We start from the raw sequence: 15,853 nt of genomic DNA, 5'->3' as shown, positions 1-15,853 counted from the left end.
TGACCCGGCGGATGTGGCGCCGCCCCCCGGGCGACGTACGCTCGGACCATGGCTGATGCACCCGAGGAAGCGCCGAAGACCCAGGCCGGGCAGGCCGATCAGACGGCGCGGGCCGAGCACGCGGCACAGGCCGACCAGGTGACGCGGGCCGATCAGGTGGCGCAGGTCATCGGGACGGCGCTCGACGATGCCGGGCTCGACTGGGAGAGCCCCGCCCCGGGGAGCTACGTCGTCCAGCTGCCCGGCACCCGCAAGCTCTCCACCACCTGCTCGCTGCTCGTCGGAAAGCACTCGCTCTCCGTCAACGCCTTCGTCATCCGGCATCCCGACGAGAACGAGCCGGCGGTGCACCGCTGGCTGCTGGAGCGCAACCTCCGTCTGTTCGGTGTGAGTTACGCGGTCGACTCGCTCGGGGACGTCTACCTCGTCGGCAAACTGCCGCTGTCCGTGGTCACGCCCGAGGAGCTGGACCGGCTGCTGGGTGTGGTCCTGGAGGCCGCCGACGGTGCCTTCAACCCCCTCCTGGAGCTCGGGTTCGCGGGCGCGATCCGCAAGGAGTACGAGTGGCGGGTGTCGCGCGGCGAGTCCACCCGAAACCTGGACGCGTTCACACATCTGACTCAGCGCCCCACTGGCTGACACCCGCCAACTGAGGCCTTTCGCCTGCCAATTCCCCGGCGCACGACCCTTCCGTCGCGACCGGGTGCCGTGGCATGCTCACCGCCGACGCAGACATGAACGTCGTTCACATCCATGAAAGGCGGATCGAGCTCATGGCAACCATGGGGAACATCAGCAGGCGTGGACTGCTCGGCAGCGCGGTGGCCGTAGCGGCGGTGGCGGTCACCGGAGCGGCCGGCAGCGGGACGGCGTTCGCGGCGGCCGGAGACGCCACCGCGACAGGCCGCGGCGCGGCCCCGGCCGGTGCGGGCGGCGGAGCGCAGACCTCCGCGCTCTGGCGGGAGTTCGCCTCGGCACCCCTCACGCACCCGCAGATCCCGTTCATCGGCAGGGCCGGCTACCGGGCTGGCTCCGACCTCCCCGGCCGCCGCGCCGGCCGCGGCTGCACCGTCAACGTCCTGCACTACGGCGCCGAGCCCGACAACTCCGCCGACGCCGCCCCCGCGATCAACCGTGCCATCGCCGCTGCCGGAGAGCGCGGCGGTGGCACGGTGCTCATCCCGGCGGGCACGTACCGCATCGACGACATCATCCGCATCGGCCACAGCGACGTCGTCGTACGCGGCGCGGGCAGCGGCCGCACCAAGCTGTACGCGACCCGCAGCCTCACCGAACTGATCGGCGTCTACGGCAGCCGGTACGGCGGCGACAAGTCCAGCTGGTCCTGGGCCGGCGGCCTCATCTGGCTCTGCCCCGAAGCCCGTTGGACCTCACTCACCGACGCCATCAAGGCGAAGGACTGGCCCTTCGAGGGCTGGACCGGCAACAAGCGCGACGAGTGGCGCACCCTGACCACCGTCGCGCCCGCCCGCCTCGGCGACCGTACGATCACCGTCGACGACACCCGGAAGCTGAAGCGAGGCGCCCTCGTCCTGCTCCGCCTCGCCGACGACTCCGCGCACACCCTGCTGGAGCACATGGCGGGCGGCGGTCCGGGCCCCGAGGCGTACTACTGGGACGACAAGACGAAGCTGACCTCGTACGTCCCCTACGAATGGCCCGTCCGCATCACCGCCGTGCACGGCCGCAGGGTCACCCTGGAGCGCCCCCTCCCGCTCGACGTCCGCCCCGAGTGGGACCCCCGCCTGACCACACTCGCCGACCCGCTCACCGGCTCCGGCGTCGAGGGACTCACGCTCGAAGCGGTCGAGACCCCGCAGTCGCAGCACCTGCTGGACAAGGGGTACAACGGCGTCGCGTTCCAGTGCGCGTACGACTGCTGGGCCGACGACATCACCGTCCGCCACGTCGACAACGGCTTCGGGCTGATCGGCGCCTCCGCCTGCACCCTGCGGCGCACGAGGGTCGCGGGACGGGGCTCGCACCACCCGTACTACTGCCGCGAGGGCAGCCACGACAACCTGATCGAGGACTTCACCATCGAGCAGCGCACCGTCCCCGCGCCCGCCGGGACCCAGCTGCACGGCATCAACGTCGAGGGCCTGTCCAGCTACAACGCCTGGTCGCGCGGGGTGATGGAGATGGGGACGTTCGACTCGCACCGGGGGATGCCGTTCGCGAACGTCCGCACCGACATCACCGTGAACAACAACGGCCGGCACGGCGGCGACGCGAGCGCCGGACCCCTGTTCGGCGCCCGCTTCACGCACTGGAACATCCGGGTGACCAACGGCCGGGCCGGACTGATGCGCATCGACGGCCTCGCCCCCTACAGCGCGAGCGTCGGAATCAGCGAGGTGACGGAGTTCGACCAGATCGACGTCCCCGACTTCACCGGCGACCTGCACACCCGCCTGGAGGCGTACGGCACACCGGAGACCGTCCGCCCGCAGAACCTGCACGACGCCCAACGGGCCCTGCTCGGCTGACGAGGCGGCACCCCCGGGCCGTCGGCGCCGCGCTCACCCCCGTGACCGAGGCGCCGACTCCACCTCAGCGAGGGCCGCTTCGAGCCGGGGCGCCACCGCGTTCCACGTCCACTCCAGGTCGTCCCCGGACGTCTTGCGGGGCACCGTCTCCACCAGCATGATCAGGTAGAGGTACGAGCGGTAGAGCGCGAGCCGCAGCCGCAGGGAGCCGTCGAACGCCACGGGCCCGCCCGGCGCCGAACTCCCGTAACCGGCAAGGAAGTCCTTGTCCTCCTCGATGTCCCCGAAGAGGGCGAGCGAGACGAAGTCGGCGGCCGGGTCGCCCCAGAACATCCGCTCCCCGTCGATGATCCCGCCGATCCGCCGCGACCCCGGCTCCCCGGCGACCAGGATGTTGCCCTGCCACAGGTCGAAGTGGACCAGGGCGGGGCGCGTGACGTCGTCCAGTACGTACGAGGCTGCGCCGAGCAGCGCACGGATGTCCTGGACGCTACGGGGCAGCCTCGCCGCATATCCCAGCGCGTCCTCCAGCACGGCGTCGGTCATCGTGGTGAACGCGGCCCGCCAGGTGGGCGCCAACGGGGCGAGCGCCGCCGACGGGTAGCCGAATCCGCCGGGCGCCGCGACGGTGTGCAGCAGGCCGACGGCCCGGCCGAGCTCCCCGCGCAGCCGCTGCTCCTCGCCGTCGGCCATCGTGGGGCCGGCCTCGTGCCAGGGCAGCCCGGGGCACGCCGTCATGACCACGTACGCGCCGCCGGGGGCGGCCGGGTCGAGCCCGCTGTGCACGACGCGGGGGACCGGGGCCTCCTCGGGGAGGGCGGCCGCCGCGCTGTAGAAGGCGACCTCGTTGACCAGCAGGTCGCGCTCGTAACCGAGGTGCGCTCCGGCCTTCGCAGCCGGCGGCGTCTTCACCACCCACGCGCGGCCGTCGGTGAGTTCGACCCGGGTGACGGCGTTGTACGTGCCGCCGGTGAGCGGTTCGCACGAGGCGATCAGCTCCGGCGGCACACCTATGCAACCGAACACTGCGGACAGAACGGAATCGACCGGCATCTGCGGGCCCCCTTCGGGCGGTCACCCCGGTGCGTGCGGTGGCGGCCGCCGGGGGAAGGCCCAGCTCAGAGCGCGCTCGGAGTGATCACGACGTAGTCACGATCAGGGGCGATGCCCGGTCTGACCCGTTGCCAAACCCCTGCGGGCTCATAGAGTTGGTGCACCCCCACGATCTCCCGGCCGCGCCGAACCCGGCGAGGGCTGCCTTCGTGCGGGCGGAACGACTTTGACACAGAAGGATGGGCCATGCGACCCACTGCCATACGCCGTACCGCTGTTGCCGCGACCGTGATGTCCCTGGCCCTGCTCACCGCGGCCTGCGGTTCGGACGTCGCGGACAAGGAGGGCGGCGACAAGGGCAAGGCGGCCGGCACCTCTTCGGCCCAGCCCTCCGCCGCGAAGGTGCTGAGCGCCGCCGAGCTGGAGGACGTCGCGCTCGTCCAGGGCGAGGTCAAGGGCCACAAGGTCGCCAAGGCCGGCCCCGAGGACTCCGTCTCCGCCGATGACATCACCGCGGACAAGGCCGCCTGCGACGTCTTCGCCGACGCGCTGATGGGCGCCGCGACCGGTACCCCCGCCGCGTCCACCAAGCGCAAGGTGACCAGCGAGCCGAAGAAGGGCGTCGACGACAACAGCGCGGACGCCGACGAGGCGTTCGAGGCCGCCTTCGACATCACGACGACGCTCACCACGCTCTCCTCCTACGAGGGCAAGGGCGCCGAGGAGTCGGTGGCCGGCCTGCGGACCGCGGCGAGCGGGTGCGCGTCCGGCTTCACGCTGACGGCCGCCGGTTCCAAGCAGAAGATCGTCAAGATCACGGAGGCGAAGGTCGAGGGCGGCGAGGAGGCCGCCGGCTGGACGGTGAACACCGAATCGGACGGCGACCGGATGACGATGAAGCTCGTGCAGGTCCGGCAGGGCTCCACGGTCGCCTCGTTCACGGCGCTCAACCTGGCCGCGGCCGCGTCCGGCAAGGACTTCGAGCTGCCGACCGCCGTGATCGACGCGCAGGTCGCCAAGCTGGCCTGACGCAAGGTCAGGGCAGCGGGACGAGCCGCACCACGGTGACGGTCAGGACCGACCCGGAGACGTAATAGAGCACGATCGCCCCGGCGACGGTGGCCTCACGGCGATCGTGCTCCTCCTTGACGGCCGAGGACCCGTGCCCGTAAGGCTCGCGCCCCAGCGAACGCGCCATCTGCTGACGGAAGATGTCGCCGTCCCGCATCTTGGCCAGGGTGTCATCGGCGGGTGGCGCATAGGAGATACGGAAGCTCAAGCGACGCTCCGCCTCTCGGCCTCGTCCCGGGCCAGCCGGTCCAGGATCCGCTCGGCCTCCGGATCGGGTACGGCCTCCAGCATCCAGTGCCGCATCACGGCGTGGATCTCATGCACCCCGGCCCCGTTGATGGCACCGTCGAACTCCTCGCGTCTCGCCTCGGGCAGGGCGGCGCGGATGGCCGGGATGCTGTTGGGCACCTCGACCTCGGCGCCGCCGACAAAGGTCTTCAGGGGCTCACCCATGGTTGCTCTCCCCGCTCTCCTTGCTCTCGTGCCACGTTAGTGGCTGCGGCGCGGTGCGTGGTCTGCGGGACGGGCGGAATCTCGCGGGACTCGCGCGGCGAGCAGGGCGCGTGCGGCTCGAACGGCGCGCGTGGCTCACGGGGTTCGCGGTGTTCGTGCGGTTCGTCCGGTTCGCAGGGGCCGCAGGGTGAAGAGGTTGTCGGACGGATCCACGACAGCCACGAACCGCGCCCCGGCCCTGAAGCGGGCATCGTGGTCGCACCGGTACGTCGCCCCGAAGGACGGGACGCCCGCGCCGCTGATCCGCAAGGTGAGCACCGCAACGTCCGGCGATCCGTCTCCGGGGTCGGTCCGTTCCGTGCCGACGACCTCCGCCACCGCAGGCCGCCCCGACCGCCGCAGCCGTGAGGTGTCCTGCCTGGTCCTGACGGCCTCGGCCCACACGAGGAGGCCTGTCAGCACCAGCAGCGGCGAGAAGAGCGACCAGGCCCAGTGGAGAGTGCCGAAGACGGACAACGCCGGCAGGACCAGCGCGCCCACCCAGCTCACCAGACCGCTTGCGCGGCCCGCCAGTTGAGTGGCGAAGCCGCCGATACTCGCCTGCCGGGCTTCCCCCGCGCCTTCCTCGACCGTCATCTCGCGAGGGTATGCGCGCGGACCAACCGGCGTTCCCTGCTTGCAAAAAGCCCCCGCCTCGCGGAGAAACCGCAAGGCGGGGGGCTGCTTCGAGTGTGCTTACTTCTTCTTGCCCTGGTTCTTCACAGCCTCGATGGCGGCCTTCGCCGCGTCCGGGTCGAGGTAGGTGCCGCCCGGCTTCAAGGGGCGGAAGTCCGCGTCCAGTTCGTAGGCGAGCGGGATGCCCGTCGGGATGTTCAGGCCCGCGATGTCGGCGTCGGAGACGCCGTCGAGGTGCTTGACCAGGGCGCGGAGGCTGTTGCCGTGCGCGGCGACCAGGACCGTGTGGCCGGCCAGCAGGTCCGGGACGATGCCGTCGTACCAGTACGGCAGCATGCGCACGACGACGTCCTTGAGGCACTCCGTGCGCGGGCGCAGCTCCGGCGGGATCGTCGCGTAGCGGGCGTCGCCGCTCTGCGAGTACTCGGCGCCGTCGGCGAGCTCCGGGGGCGGGGTGTCGTAGGAGCGGCGCCAGAGCATGAACTGCTCCTCGCCGAACTCGGCGAGGGTCTGGGCCTTGTCCTTGCCCTGGAGGGCGCCGTAGTGGCGCTCGTTCAGCCGCCAGGAGCGGTGCACGGGGATCCAGTGGCGGTCCGCGGCTTCCAGCGAGAGCTGGGCGGTGCGGATCGCGCGCTTCTGGAGCGAGGTGTGCACGACGTCGGGAAGCAGGCCGGCCTCCGTGAGCAGCTCACCGCCGCGGACCGCCTCCTTCTCGCCCTTCTGGGTCAGGTTGACGTCCACCCAACCGGTGAACTGATTTGTCGCGTTCCATTCGCTCTCGCCGTGGCGGAGGAGGATCAGCTTGTACGGTGCGTCGGCCATGCGTCCGAGCGTAATCGAACCCGTGCGGGCCGCGCGCGCCCGGCCACGGAGCGGACAGCCGGACGGGGGCCGCGAGGGGGGCGCGGCTTCGATTGACGGCAGGCGTCAATTGAGTGGCAGGGCTGAATCCGGGGTTCGTAGTGTTCGGCTCGGTGGTGGAACGGCCCGGTGTGCCGGTGGCCGCCGCCGATCCGATTCCTTGCGTCGCTGATCCGATACCTGACGTCGCCGATGCGCTTTCTTACGTCCCGGGGGGAACCCGCATGTCTGTCACCGCGCTGAGACGGGCCACCCGTGACACCGTCTCCGGGCTCCCCAGGGAGTTCTGGTGGCTGTGGACCAGCACCCTGGTCAACCGGCTCGGGGCCTTCGTCGCCACGTTCATGGCCCTGTACCTGACCCTGGACCGGGGCTACTCCGCCTCGTACGCCGGGCTGGTCGCCGCGCTGCACGGGCTCGGCGGGGTCGTGTCCTCGCTCGGGGCGGGGGTGATGGCCGACCGGTTCGGGCGGCGGCCCACGATGCTGGCCGCGCAGGTCTCGACGGCCGTCTCGGTGGCGGTGCTCGGCTTCATGGTCCATCCGGTGGCCATCGCCGCTGTCGCCTTCTTCGTCGGCATGTCGAGCAACGCCTCCCGGCCCGCCGTCCAGGCGATGATCGCTGACATCGTCCCGGCGAAGGACCGGGTCCGGGCCTTCTCGCTCAACTACTGGGCGATCAATCTGGGCTTCGCGGTCTCCTCGGCCGGTGCCGGGTTCATCGCGGAGTACAGCTATCGCGCCGGCTTCGTCGCCGAGGCGGTGATGACCCTGTTCTGCGCCGTCGTCGTCTTCCTGAAGGTGCCGGAGTCCCGCCCGGAGAAGGCCGCCTCGCCCACCACTGCCGCCGGTGCGCCGGGAGTCCCGGACGCCGACGGCGTGCGGCTCGCCACGGTGCTGCGCGACGGGCGGTTCATGGGGGTCGTCGGGCTGTCCTTCGTCATCGCCCTGATCTTCCAGCAGGGGTACGTGGGGCTGCCGGTGGCCATGGGGACGGACGGGTTCAGCAGCTCCGACTTCGGTACCGCCATCGCCGTCAACGGTGTGCTGATCGTGGTCCTCCAGATCCCGGTCACCCGCCTCATCCAGCACCGCGACCCGCGCCGGCTGCTCATCGTGTCGTCGCTGCTGGCGGGGTACGGGTTCGGGCTGACCGCGTTCGCCGGGTCCGTCGCCGTGTACGCGCTGACGATCTGCGTGTGGACGGTCGCCGAGATCGTCAACGCGCCCGTGCAGAACGGGCTGGTCGTCCAGCTCTCACCGGCCCACGGCCGGGGCCGCTACCAGGGGATGTACACGCTCTCCTGGGCCGCCGCCGCGCTGGTCGCCCCGCTGCTGTCCGGGGTGGTCATCGACCACTTCGGGGCCGGGTGGCTGTGGGGGATGTGCGCGGTCCTGGGCACCGCCGCCGCGTTCGGGTACTGGCTGCTGATGCGGAACCTGCCGCAGGCGGGCATGACGGTGGAGAGCGGCCAGGGTTCCGTCGAGGTCACCGGGACCGGCACCAGTACGGCACCCGCCACGAGCTCACCGCCGCCCCGCACGGTCTGACCCGCACAGTCGCACGCGGCGGGCACCCCGCACGGGGCGCCCGCCGCCGCGTCGTGTCCGTCAGCCCGAGCAGCCGCCGCACTGGCACGGCGCTCCGGACTGGCATCCGCACCCGCAGCCCGAGCCGCAGCCGCAGGCGCCGAGGACGGCTCCGTGCGCCACGTCGGCGGGTGTCTCCTGCTGGGGTTCGGGCGTGGGGGAATCGGCCATGGTTCCTCCTCAAGGCGTACGACAGGGCCGTACGCCCGCACGGGGCCCACGACCGGGGCGTACGGACAAGTCGTGCCGCCCCACCCCATTGCATGCCCACCCGGGCAGGCGCATCAACGGCGCACACGCGCAGGAACGCATGTGCGAGGAAGTGCGCCGTCGTACGCCTGCCGCTTCCGGCTACGCGCCCTCGACCGGCGCCGCCTGCTGGATGTCGTCCGCGTGCTCGCCCGTCACCAGGTACACGACGCGCTTGGCCACCGACACGGCGTGGTCGGCGAACCGCTCGTAGTAGCGGCCCAGCAGCGTCACGTCCACGGCCGTCTCGATGCCGTGCTTCCACCGGTCGTCCATCAGGTGCTGGAACAGCGTGCGGTGCAGCAGGTCCATCTCGTCGTCGTCCTGCTCCAGCTGGAGCGCCAGATCGACGTCCTTGGTGATGATCACCTCGGCGGCCTTGGCCATCAGGCGCTGCGCCAGCTGCCCCATCTCCAGGATGGTGGCGTGCAGGTCGTGCGGCACCGCCGACTGCGGGAAGCGCAGCCGGGCCAGCTTGGCGACGTGCTGGGCGAGGTCGCCCGAGCGCTCCAGGTCGGCGCTCATCCGGAGCGAGGTCACCACGATCCGCAGGTCCGTCGCCACCGGCTGCTGGCGGGCCAGCAGCGCGATGGCCCTGGCCTCCAGGTCGTGCTGGAGGTCGTCGACCTTCTGGTCCGCGGCGATCACGGTCTCCGCGAGCTTCAGGTCGGCATCGAGCATGGACGTCGTCGCCCGGCCGATCGCCGACCCGACGAGCCTGGCCATCTCGACCAGCCCCTCGCCGATCGAGTCGAGTTCCTCGTGGTACGCGTCACGCATGGGAAGTCCCTCTCCAGTCCTTAACCGAGGCCGGGGCCAGCTCTGAACCCCACGTTGCCACCGTGACGGCCGTACGCGTCGGGTTCCGACCGGCCAAGTGAACCGGCGCTTGCTCCTCGGTGAACTCTGGGCGACGAGTGTTCGAGTAGGCACTCGGATGGCTGGGAGAGTGTCCGCCCGGCCGCATAACCTGGAGCTATGGACGTGAACGCGGCGGTCGCCGCAGCTGCAGCGATCGCCGGGCTGTGTACCGGTGTGATCGCCATGCTGGCGTTCCGCTGGAGCGAGCGCGACCAGAAGAAGCCGACGCGTACCTCCCTGCGGCCCGACAGCAATGCCCCCCTGCCCCCCGGGGTCGACACGGTCCTGTCCGTGCTCAGCTCCTCGGCCGTCGTGCTCGACGAGAGCGACAGCGTCGTCAAGGCCAGCTCCGCCGCGTACGCGCTGGGGCTGGTCAGGGGCGGGCGGCTCGCCGTCGAACCGATGCTGAACATGGCCAGGGACACCCGCCGCGACGGTGAGATACGCCAGGTCGAACTGGACCTTCCGCGCCGCGGTACCGGCCGGGGCGAGGCCCTCGCGGTCTCCGCCCGGGTCGCCCCGCTGGGCTCCCGGCTGGTGCTGCTGCTGGTCGAGGACCTCACCGAGGCCCGCCGCATCGAAGCGGTACGGCGTGACTTCGTCGCCAACGTCAGCCACGAGCTCAAGACCCCGACCGGGGCGCTGTCCCTGCTGTCGGAGGCCGTCATGGACGCCTCCGACGACCCGGAGGCGGTGGAACGCTTCGCGGGCCGGATGCAGATCGAGGCGACCCGGCTCACCAACCTCGTACAGGAGCTCATCGACCTCTCCCGGGTGCAGAACGACGACCCACTGGAGGACGCCGAACCGGTCCGGGTGGACGAACTGGTCGCGGAGGCCATCGACCGCTGCCGGCAGCAGGCCGGCTCCAAACAGATCACCATGGCCGCGGGCGGCACCGCCGAGCTCCGCATCTGGGGCAACCGGGGCCAGCTCGCCGCCGCTCTCGGCAACCTCGTCGAGAACGCCGTCAACTACAGCCCCGCCCGCACCCGCGTCGGCATCGCCGCCCGCCGGGTGGCCGTGTCCGGCGGGGACGAGATCGAGATAGCCGTGACCGACCAGGGCATCGGCATCTCGGAGAAGGACCGCGAGCGGGTCTTCGAACGCTTCTACCGCGTCGACCCGGCCCGCTCACGGGCCACCGGTGGCACCGGCCTCGGCCTCGCCATCGTCAAGCACGTGGCCGCCTCGCACGGCGGGGAGGTCACCGTCTGGAGCTCGGAGGGACAGGGCTCCACCTTCACCCTGCGGCTGCCCGAAGCGGGCGCCGTGAGGGAACGGGACCGCACATCTGGCGGACCGCTCATCGTCAACGGCGACGAGGGGCCGTACCCGGCCGCCGCCCCCGACACTCTTGATTCATTCCCTGCCCCGGAGGCTCTTCCGTGACCCGAGTGCTTGTCGTCGAGGATGAGGAATCCTTCAGCGACGCCCTGTCCTACATGCTCCGTAAGGAAGGCTTCGAGGTCGCCATCGCGGCCACGGGTCCCGACGGCCTGGACGAGTTCGAGCGCAATGGCGCCGACCTCGTACTGCTCGACCTGATGCTGCCCGGACTGCCCGGCACCGAGGTCTGCCGGCAGCTGCGCAGCAAGTCCAACGTCCCCGTGATCATGGTCACGGCCAAGGACAGCGAGATCGACAAGGTCGTCGGCCTGGAAATAGGAGCCGACGACTATGTGACCAAGCCCTTCTCCTCGCGTGAGCTCGTCGCCCGCATCCGCGCGGTGCTGCGCCGCCGGGGCGAGCCGGAGGAGGTCACCCCGGCCGCCCTGGAGGCCGGCCCGGTCCGGATGGACGTGGACCGCCACGTCGTCACGGTCTCCGGCGGCAAGGTCGACCTCCCGCTGAAGGAGTTCGACCTGCTGGAGATGCTGCTGCGCAACGCCGGGCGGGTGCTGACCCGGATGCAGCTGATCGACCGGGTCTGGGGCGCCGACTACGTGGGCGACACCAAGACGCTCGACGTCCACGTCAAGCGGCTGCGCGCCAAGATCGAGCCCGACCCGGGCGCGCCGAGGTTCCTGGTCACGGTGCGGGGCCTCGGGTACAAGTTCGAGCCGTAAACCGGCCCACTGCCCGCCGCGAGCGCGCATACGGCTGAGGCGCCTCCCGGCCCGGGAGGCGCCTCAGCCGTATGCGCGCTTTCGCGAGTCCGCGTGCACTCGAACGGGCCCGGGTGCGCTCGCGCGACGGTCCGCCTGTGCTCGCCTCTGCTCGCGGGTCAGGTGTTCGGCTGTGCCGAGTCGGACGCCGCGTCGGTCGGGGTGGCCGTGTCGCTCGACGAGGCCGACCCGGACGGGGTGTCGGACGGGTCGCCCGGGGTCCCAGTGGCGGAGCCGGAGGGCGTCGCGTCGGCCGAGTTCGAGGCCGTCGCGTTCGGCAGCTCCGGGAGCGCGCTGGGGCCGAAGCCCTTGAAGTAGCTGGTGGCCGGGACGACGGTGGCGCCCAGCGGGATGTCGCCGGACTCGCTGAACTTGAAGACCAGGTTCTGGACGTTGCCGTTCTGCGTGGCCTCGCTGCCGTTCTCGATCACGGCGGCCGCGTTGCCCTTGCCGCCGAGCACGACCCGGCCGCCGGCCGGTACGACGAGCGGCCCGGTGCCCTTGGCGGGGTGCAGCTGCACGGAGGCGCTGGTGCCGGTCAGGGCGATGGCGTTGAGGGTCTCCGCCTTGGTGCTGTTGTTGAACACCGTGGCGATCACAACGGCCGGGCCCTTGGCGCCGCCTTCCGGCTGGGTGACGACATTGGCGTTCTGGATCTTGATGGCGCCGACCGAGGTGGCGGCGTTGTCGGGCCTGACTTCGAGCGTCTGCGCGTTCTTGCCCGCACCACATGCGGAGAGCGCGGCGATCGAGAACGCGATGGCGGTGGCGGCGAGAGCGCCGTGTCGAAGGCTGCGGCTCACGGCGGGGGCAACTCCTTGGACGAGCGGACTTACGGACGGGGTCGGGCGAGTCGTGTCGAAGTCGCCCCAAGCGGTGTGACAGCGGTCAGGTTACCGAGCCGCTGTCCCCGGCCCGCAACCGACCCGCCCCCCGGACGCCCCGGGGATCGCGGCCGGCCCGGAGGTGATCATTCGCAAGCCGTTCACATAACAGGCTTGATCAATTCCGCCGGGCGTTCGGCCGGTGCTTCCTCCAGGAGTTCCCCGTGCTTCCCAAGGAGTTCCCGGGAGTTCCACCGGCCCCGGCGTGCTCCGGCGCATTCATTGCGCATAATCCCCGCGACATCCACCCGACGGCCGACCGTTGATCAATTTCATTGGCCATCCGCACTTACCGCCGTACGGGTGATCGATCCTCGAACGGAGTACGGAAAGTTCACCATCCTGAACCCGGCAAAACGGGACGTTAGGTCCCTTCCGAGCAAGTTCCGACGGGTGTAACGTCCGCGTTTCTCCTCGCCCGTACAGCCGCTCCGACCTGCGAATACCGTCCCCGAGGGACCTTCCGCAGCACGTACGTGTCTCAGTTGTCAAGCCCCGAGATATGCCCTGACCTGCGAAAACGCCATTCAGGAGAAGCTGTTCTCGTGTTACTCTTGATAGCCACGGAAGGGGTACCTGTCACATGACGTTCAAGGTTGGCGACACCGTGGTCTATCCCCATCACGGGGCCGCGCTGATCGAGGCTATCGAAACTCGCCAGATCAAAGGCGTGGACAAGACCTACTTGGTGCTCAAGGTCGCTCAGGGCGACTTGACGGTGCGTGTACCGGCGGACAATGCGGAGTTCGTGGGTGTGCGTGACGTAGTCGGGCAGGAAGGGCTGGACCGGGTCTTCGAGGTGCTGCGCGCGCCGTATGCCGAAGAGCCGACGAACTGGTCCCGACGCTACAAGGCAAATCTCGAAAAGCTCGCCTCCGGCGATGTCATCAAGGTCGCGGAAGTAGTTCGTGACCTGTGGCGTCGTGAGCGCGAGCGTGGACTCTCCGCAGGTGAGAAGCGCATGCTCGCCAAGGCTCGCCAGATCCTGGTGAGTGAGCTCGCTCTCGCGGAGAACACCAACGAGGACAAGGCCGAGGCTCTGCTCGACGAGGTCCTCGCGTCCTGAAGTGCTCGTGCTGTGCTCGTGCCTGATGTCTGAAACCGGATCGCACCGGTCGAAGGCGTAAATAATGTGCCGCGGTGCCCGCTGACCAGCCGTTTGAACGGCCTGTCGTCGGGCGCTGCGGCATGTCCGGGCATGGGTCCGACCCCGGACATGAACGCATGGCCGGCGACGGATTCCGGGCGTCCGACTGCGGATTTTCGGACACGCGGATTCCGGCCATATTCCGGATTCCGGGCGCAAGGACGCCGACGGGCAAGGCCCAGGCGTCCCGGATGTTGTTCTCGATGCGCCGACGCGTTGGCCTCGGCGACGATCCCCCGGTACTTTGCTCGCGATCTTGTGAAGTCGACGTGTCAGGCCGATCCCGAGCGGCCGGGGCGGTCCTCGTCTCGCCCGGGGTCACGGAAAGGGTCCCGGTCGAGTCATGGCGTAGCGCCCGGCTCGATTGAGGCCATACCCACGTCGGCCGTGGAGACAAACATGCCGATGCTTCGGAGTGCAACCGATGTCTGATCAATCGTTTCCAGGCCGCACCGCCGCCGTGATTCCCGCGGCCGGCCGCGGTGTACGGCTCGGCCCCGGCGCCCCCAAGGCGCTGCGCGCGCTGGGCGGAACACCCATGCTCGTCCACGCCGTACGGGCCATGGCGGCCTCCCGCCAGGTCTCCCTGGTCGTGGTCGTCGCCCCGCCCGACGGCGCCCCCGAGGTCCGCAGCCTGCTCGACGAACACGCCCTGCCCGAGCGCACCGAATTCCTCGTCGTGCCAGGTGGCGACACCCGCCAGGAGTCGGTGAAGCTCGGCCTGGACGCACTGCCCGCCGATGTGTCCGCCGTCCTCGTGCACGACGCGGCCCGCCCGCTGGTGCCCGTCGACACGGTGGACGCGGTGGTCGAGGCGGTACGCGACGGGGCGCTCGCCGTCGTCCCGGCGCTGCCGCTGGCGGACACCGTCAAGGAGGTCGAGCCGGGTGCGCCGGGGGAGCCCGAACCGGTGCTCTCCACGCCGGTGCGCTCCAGGCTGCGCGCGGTGCAGACGCCGCAGGGCTTCGACCGCGACACGCTGGTGCGGGCCCACGAGCGGGTCGCCGTCAGCGGCGAGGGCGCGACCGACGACGCGGGCCTGGTCGAGCAGCTCGGGGCGCCCGTCGTGGTGGTGCCCGGACACGAGGAGGCGTTCAAGGTGACCCGGCCGCTGGACCTGGTCCTGGCCGAAGCGGTTCTCGCACGCAGGAGGGCGAACGATGGCTTCTGAGGAGCAGCCGGTTTCCGGCCGACGCGACGCGCCGGTGATCCCGCTCGTCGGGATCGGTACCGACATTCACGCCTTCGAGGAGGGCCGCGAGCTGTGGTGCGCGGGTCTGCTCTGGGAGGGCGAGGGCCCGGGGCTCGCCGGGCACTCCGACGCGGACGTCGTCGCGCACGCCGCGTGCAACGCGCTGTTCTCGGCCGCGGGCCTCGGCGACCTCGGGCAGCACTTCGGTACCGGGCGCCCCGAGTGGTCCGGCGCCGCTGGGGTCACGCTGCTGACCGAGGCGGCCCGGATCGTGCGGTCCGAGGGCTTCGAGATCGGCAACATCGCCGTCCAGGTCGTCGGCGTACGGCCGAAGATCGGCAAACGGCGCGACGAGGCGCAGCGGGTGCTGTCCGCCGCCGTGGGCGCGCCGGTCTCGCTCTCCGCCGCCACCTCCGACGGACTCGGCTTCACCGGCCGTGCGGAGGGCATCGCGGGAATCGCCACCGCGCTGGTCTACCGACTGGCCTGACCTGCCCCGGAGCCAGTCCGGCGGGCCCGGCGGACCGTCGGGCCCGCGGCCTTGTTGCACATCACTTGCACGTACCCTGGTACGGCAATGAGGTGACGCGAGGGACGGGAGAGGCTCCGGGATGAGTACGACGACGGCGGCCGAGGTACGGGCCGATGCCGGCGGATACATCCTGCGCACCGCCACTCCCCATGACGTCGACGGGGCGCGGGCCGTGATGCTCGACACCGTCTACCGCGACCTGAGGTCCGGCTACGTACCGCGCTGGCACGCCGACATCATCGATCCCGAGGCCAGTTACCTGCGGCCCGCGCGCTGCACCCTGCTGGTGGTCGAGCGCGACGGCGAGATCGTCGCGACGGGCGCCGTACGCGACCGGGGGCCGCAGGCGCCGCCCAACCCGCAGTGGGTCGCGGACCGCTTCCCGTCCGGCAGCACCGCCCAGCTGTGCCGGATCTATGTGGCGCCGGAGCACCGCAGGCACGGGCTGGCGCGGCGGCTGGTGCGCGAGCTGTGCGACTTCGTCGCGCGGGCCGGCGGGTACGAGGCGGTCTACCTGCACACCGATCCCTCCGTGCCGGGCGCCGAGCCGTTCTGGCGGTCCCTCGCGCGGGAGGTGTGCGACGAGCGCACCCTGCCCGGCCGGGGCCAGAGCGTCGTCCACTTCGAGCTGCCGGTGCCCGCCGCCGGCTGAACCGGCGCCCTCCCGG

At 70.9% G+C, this 15,853-nt stretch carries 18 protein-coding genes; 10 read left to right on the top strand and 8 right to left on the bottom strand.

Annotated features, from left to right (window positions below; all coding sequences use genetic code 11):
* The first annotated feature begins 48 nt into the window (after positions 1-48).
* Together EDD93_RS08495 and EDD93_RS08490 are read left to right on the top strand one after the other, a co-directional pair.
* Positions 49-639 carry a YbjN domain-containing protein gene (locus EDD93_RS08495; RefSeq protein ID WP_123524580.1) on the top strand — a complete coding sequence of 197 codons (591 nt, stop codon included), beginning with the start codon at positions 49-51 and terminating at the stop codon, positions 637-639.
* A 134-nt stretch (positions 640-773) separates the two neighbouring features.
* Entirely contained in the window at positions 774-2,510 is a 1,737-nt protein-coding gene (locus tag EDD93_RS08490) for a glycosyl hydrolase family 28-related protein (protein WP_123527653.1), read from the top strand.
* A gap of 33 nt (positions 2,511-2,543) precedes the next feature.
* Here EDD93_RS08490 and EDD93_RS08485 read toward each other — a convergent pair whose 3' ends face one another.
* Entirely contained in the window at positions 2,544-3,563 is a 1,020-nt protein-coding gene (locus EDD93_RS08485; RefSeq protein WP_123524579.1) for a phosphotransferase family protein, read from the bottom strand.
* Positions 3,564-3,809: 246 nt separating this feature from the next.
* Here EDD93_RS08485 and EDD93_RS08475 point away from each other — a divergent pair, with 246 nt between their 5' ends.
* Positions 3,810-4,592 (top strand): hypothetical protein, encoded by a 783-nt coding sequence (locus EDD93_RS08475; RefSeq protein WP_185092248.1) that lies wholly within the window; start codon positions 3,810-3,812, stop codon positions 4,590-4,592.
* A gap of 7 nt (positions 4,593-4,599) precedes the next feature.
* Here the strand turns inward: EDD93_RS08475 and EDD93_RS08470 are convergent, their stop codons facing one another.
* From EDD93_RS08470 to EDD93_RS08455, 4 genes are all read right to left on the bottom strand, one after another.
* A complete protein-coding gene (locus EDD93_RS08470) occupies positions 4,600-4,842 on the bottom strand; it encodes a hypothetical protein (protein WP_123524576.1) in 243 nt (80 codons plus the stop codon).
* Positions 4,839-5,087 carry a hypothetical protein gene (locus EDD93_RS08465; protein WP_123524575.1) on the bottom strand — a complete coding sequence of 83 codons (249 nt, stop codon included), beginning with the start codon at positions 5,085-5,087 and terminating at the stop codon, positions 4,839-4,841. The genes EDD93_RS08470 and EDD93_RS08465 overlap by 4 nt, the downstream gene beginning before the upstream one ends.
* A 135-nt stretch (positions 5,088-5,222) precedes the next feature.
* Positions 5,223-5,723, bottom strand: a complete 501-nt coding sequence (locus EDD93_RS08460; RefSeq protein ID WP_123524574.1) for a hypothetical protein — start codon at positions 5,721-5,723, stop codon at positions 5,223-5,225.
* Positions 5,724-5,822: 99 nt separating this feature from the next.
* Positions 5,823-6,584, bottom strand: a complete 762-nt coding sequence (locus tag EDD93_RS08455; RefSeq protein WP_123524573.1) for a phosphoglyceromutase — start codon at positions 6,582-6,584, stop codon at positions 5,823-5,825.
* Between the two features lie 263 nt (positions 6,585-6,847).
* Here EDD93_RS08455 and EDD93_RS08450 point away from each other — a divergent pair, with 263 nt between their 5' ends.
* Positions 6,848-8,173 carry an MFS transporter gene (locus tag EDD93_RS08450; RefSeq protein WP_123524572.1) on the top strand — a complete coding sequence of 442 codons (1,326 nt, stop codon included), beginning with the start codon at positions 6,848-6,850 and terminating at the stop codon, positions 8,171-8,173.
* A 60-nt stretch (positions 8,174-8,233) separates the two neighbouring features.
* Here EDD93_RS08450 and EDD93_RS39550 read toward each other — a convergent pair whose 3' ends face one another.
* Entirely contained in the window at positions 8,234-8,383 is a 150-nt protein-coding gene (locus EDD93_RS39550) for a hypothetical protein (RefSeq protein WP_185092247.1), read from the bottom strand.
* A gap of 180 nt (positions 8,384-8,563) precedes the next feature.
* Positions 8,564-9,241 (bottom strand): phosphate signaling complex protein PhoU, encoded by a 678-nt coding sequence (gene phoU / locus EDD93_RS08445; RefSeq protein ID WP_123524571.1) that lies wholly within the window; start codon positions 9,239-9,241, stop codon positions 8,564-8,566.
* 198 nt (positions 9,242-9,439) lie between these two features.
* Between phoU and EDD93_RS08440 the strand changes: the two genes are divergently transcribed.
* On the top strand, positions 9,440-10,714 hold the full coding sequence (locus EDD93_RS08440) for a cell wall metabolism sensor histidine kinase WalK (protein WP_123524570.1): 1,275 nt from the start codon (positions 9,440-9,442) through the stop codon (positions 10,712-10,714).
* Positions 10,711-11,391: a response regulator transcription factor gene (locus EDD93_RS08435; protein WP_123524569.1), complete on the top strand. Its 681-nt coding sequence runs from the start codon at positions 10,711-10,713 to the stop codon at positions 11,389-11,391. The genes EDD93_RS08440 and EDD93_RS08435 overlap by 4 nt, the downstream gene beginning before the upstream one ends.
* A 158-nt stretch (positions 11,392-11,549) precedes the next feature.
* Here the strand turns inward: EDD93_RS08435 and EDD93_RS08430 are convergent, their stop codons facing one another.
* Positions 11,550-12,233 carry a DUF461 domain-containing protein gene (locus EDD93_RS08430; protein WP_123524568.1) on the bottom strand — a complete coding sequence of 228 codons (684 nt, stop codon included), beginning with the start codon at positions 12,231-12,233 and terminating at the stop codon, positions 11,550-11,552.
* 664 nt (positions 12,234-12,897) lie between these two features.
* On the opposite strand from EDD93_RS08430, the gene EDD93_RS08420 reads away from it, so the two are divergent.
* From EDD93_RS08420 to EDD93_RS08405, 4 genes are all read left to right on the top strand, one after another.
* Entirely contained in the window at positions 12,898-13,380 is a 483-nt protein-coding gene (locus tag EDD93_RS08420; RefSeq protein ID WP_006380568.1) for a CarD family transcriptional regulator, read from the top strand.
* A 505-nt stretch (positions 13,381-13,885) separates the two neighbouring features.
* A complete protein-coding gene (ispD, locus tag EDD93_RS08415) occupies positions 13,886-14,632 on the top strand; it encodes a 2-C-methyl-D-erythritol 4-phosphate cytidylyltransferase (protein WP_123524567.1) in 747 nt (248 codons plus the stop codon).
* Positions 14,622-15,143, top strand: coding sequence for a 2-C-methyl-D-erythritol 2,4-cyclodiphosphate synthase (gene ispF, locus EDD93_RS08410; protein WP_123524566.1), 522 nt, complete (start codon positions 14,622-14,624; stop codon positions 15,141-15,143). Before ispD ends, ispF begins: the two co-directional genes overlap by 11 nt.
* A gap of 121 nt (positions 15,144-15,264) precedes the next feature.
* A complete protein-coding gene (locus EDD93_RS08405; RefSeq protein WP_123524565.1) occupies positions 15,265-15,837 on the top strand; it encodes a GNAT family N-acetyltransferase in 573 nt (190 codons plus the stop codon).
* Positions 15,838-15,853 lie beyond the last annotated feature (16 nt).

The organism is Streptomyces sp. 840.1 (genome assembly GCF_003751445.1).
Lineage (GTDB): Bacteria > Actinomycetota > Actinomycetes > Streptomycetales > Streptomycetaceae > Streptomyces.
Note: the sequence above shows the minus strand (reverse complement) of the source record. Positions and strands in the feature narration are given on the sequence as shown.

Bases quoted from the DNA above. Each gene is read 5' to 3' on its own strand.
- EDD93_RS08440 (WP_123524570.1), top strand. From the start codon at position 9,440: ATGGACGTGAACGCGGCGGTCGCCGCAGCTGCAGCGATCGCCGGGCTG.
- EDD93_RS39550 (WP_185092247.1), bottom strand. From the start codon at position 8,383: ATGGCCGATTCCCCCACGCCCGAACCCCAGCAGGAGACACCCGCCGAC.
- EDD93_RS08420 (WP_006380568.1), top strand. From the start codon at position 12,898: ATGACGTTCAAGGTTGGCGACACCGTGGTCTATCCCCATCACGGGGCC.
- EDD93_RS08405 (WP_123524565.1), top strand. From the start codon at position 15,265: ATGAGTACGACGACGGCGGCCGAGGTACGGGCCGATGCCGGCGGATAC.
- EDD93_RS08455 (WP_123524573.1), bottom strand. From the start codon at position 6,584: ATGGCCGACGCACCGTACAAGCTGATCCTCCTCCGCCACGGCGAGAGC.
- ispD (WP_123524567.1), top strand. From the start codon at position 13,886: ATGTCTGATCAATCGTTTCCAGGCCGCACCGCCGCCGTGATTCCCGCG.
- EDD93_RS08475 (WP_185092248.1), top strand. From the start codon at position 3,810: ATGCGACCCACTGCCATACGCCGTACCGCTGTTGCCGCGACCGTGATG.
- EDD93_RS08495 (WP_123524580.1), top strand. From the start codon at position 49: ATGGCTGATGCACCCGAGGAAGCGCCGAAGACCCAGGCCGGGCAGGCC.
- EDD93_RS08485 (WP_123524579.1), bottom strand. From the start codon at position 3,563: ATGCCGGTCGATTCCGTTCTGTCCGCAGTGTTCGGTTGCATAGGTGTG.
- phoU (WP_123524571.1), bottom strand. From the start codon at position 9,241: ATGCGTGACGCGTACCACGAGGAACTCGACTCGATCGGCGAGGGGCTG.
- EDD93_RS08460 (WP_123524574.1), bottom strand. From the start codon at position 5,723: ATGACGGTCGAGGAAGGCGCGGGGGAAGCCCGGCAGGCGAGTATCGGC.
- ispF (WP_123524566.1), top strand. From the start codon at position 14,622: ATGGCTTCTGAGGAGCAGCCGGTTTCCGGCCGACGCGACGCGCCGGTG.
- EDD93_RS08465 (WP_123524575.1), bottom strand. From the start codon at position 5,087: ATGGGTGAGCCCCTGAAGACCTTTGTCGGCGGCGCCGAGGTCGAGGTG.
- EDD93_RS08450 (WP_123524572.1), top strand. From the start codon at position 6,848: ATGTCTGTCACCGCGCTGAGACGGGCCACCCGTGACACCGTCTCCGGG.
- EDD93_RS08490 (WP_123527653.1), top strand. From the start codon at position 774: ATGGCAACCATGGGGAACATCAGCAGGCGTGGACTGCTCGGCAGCGCG.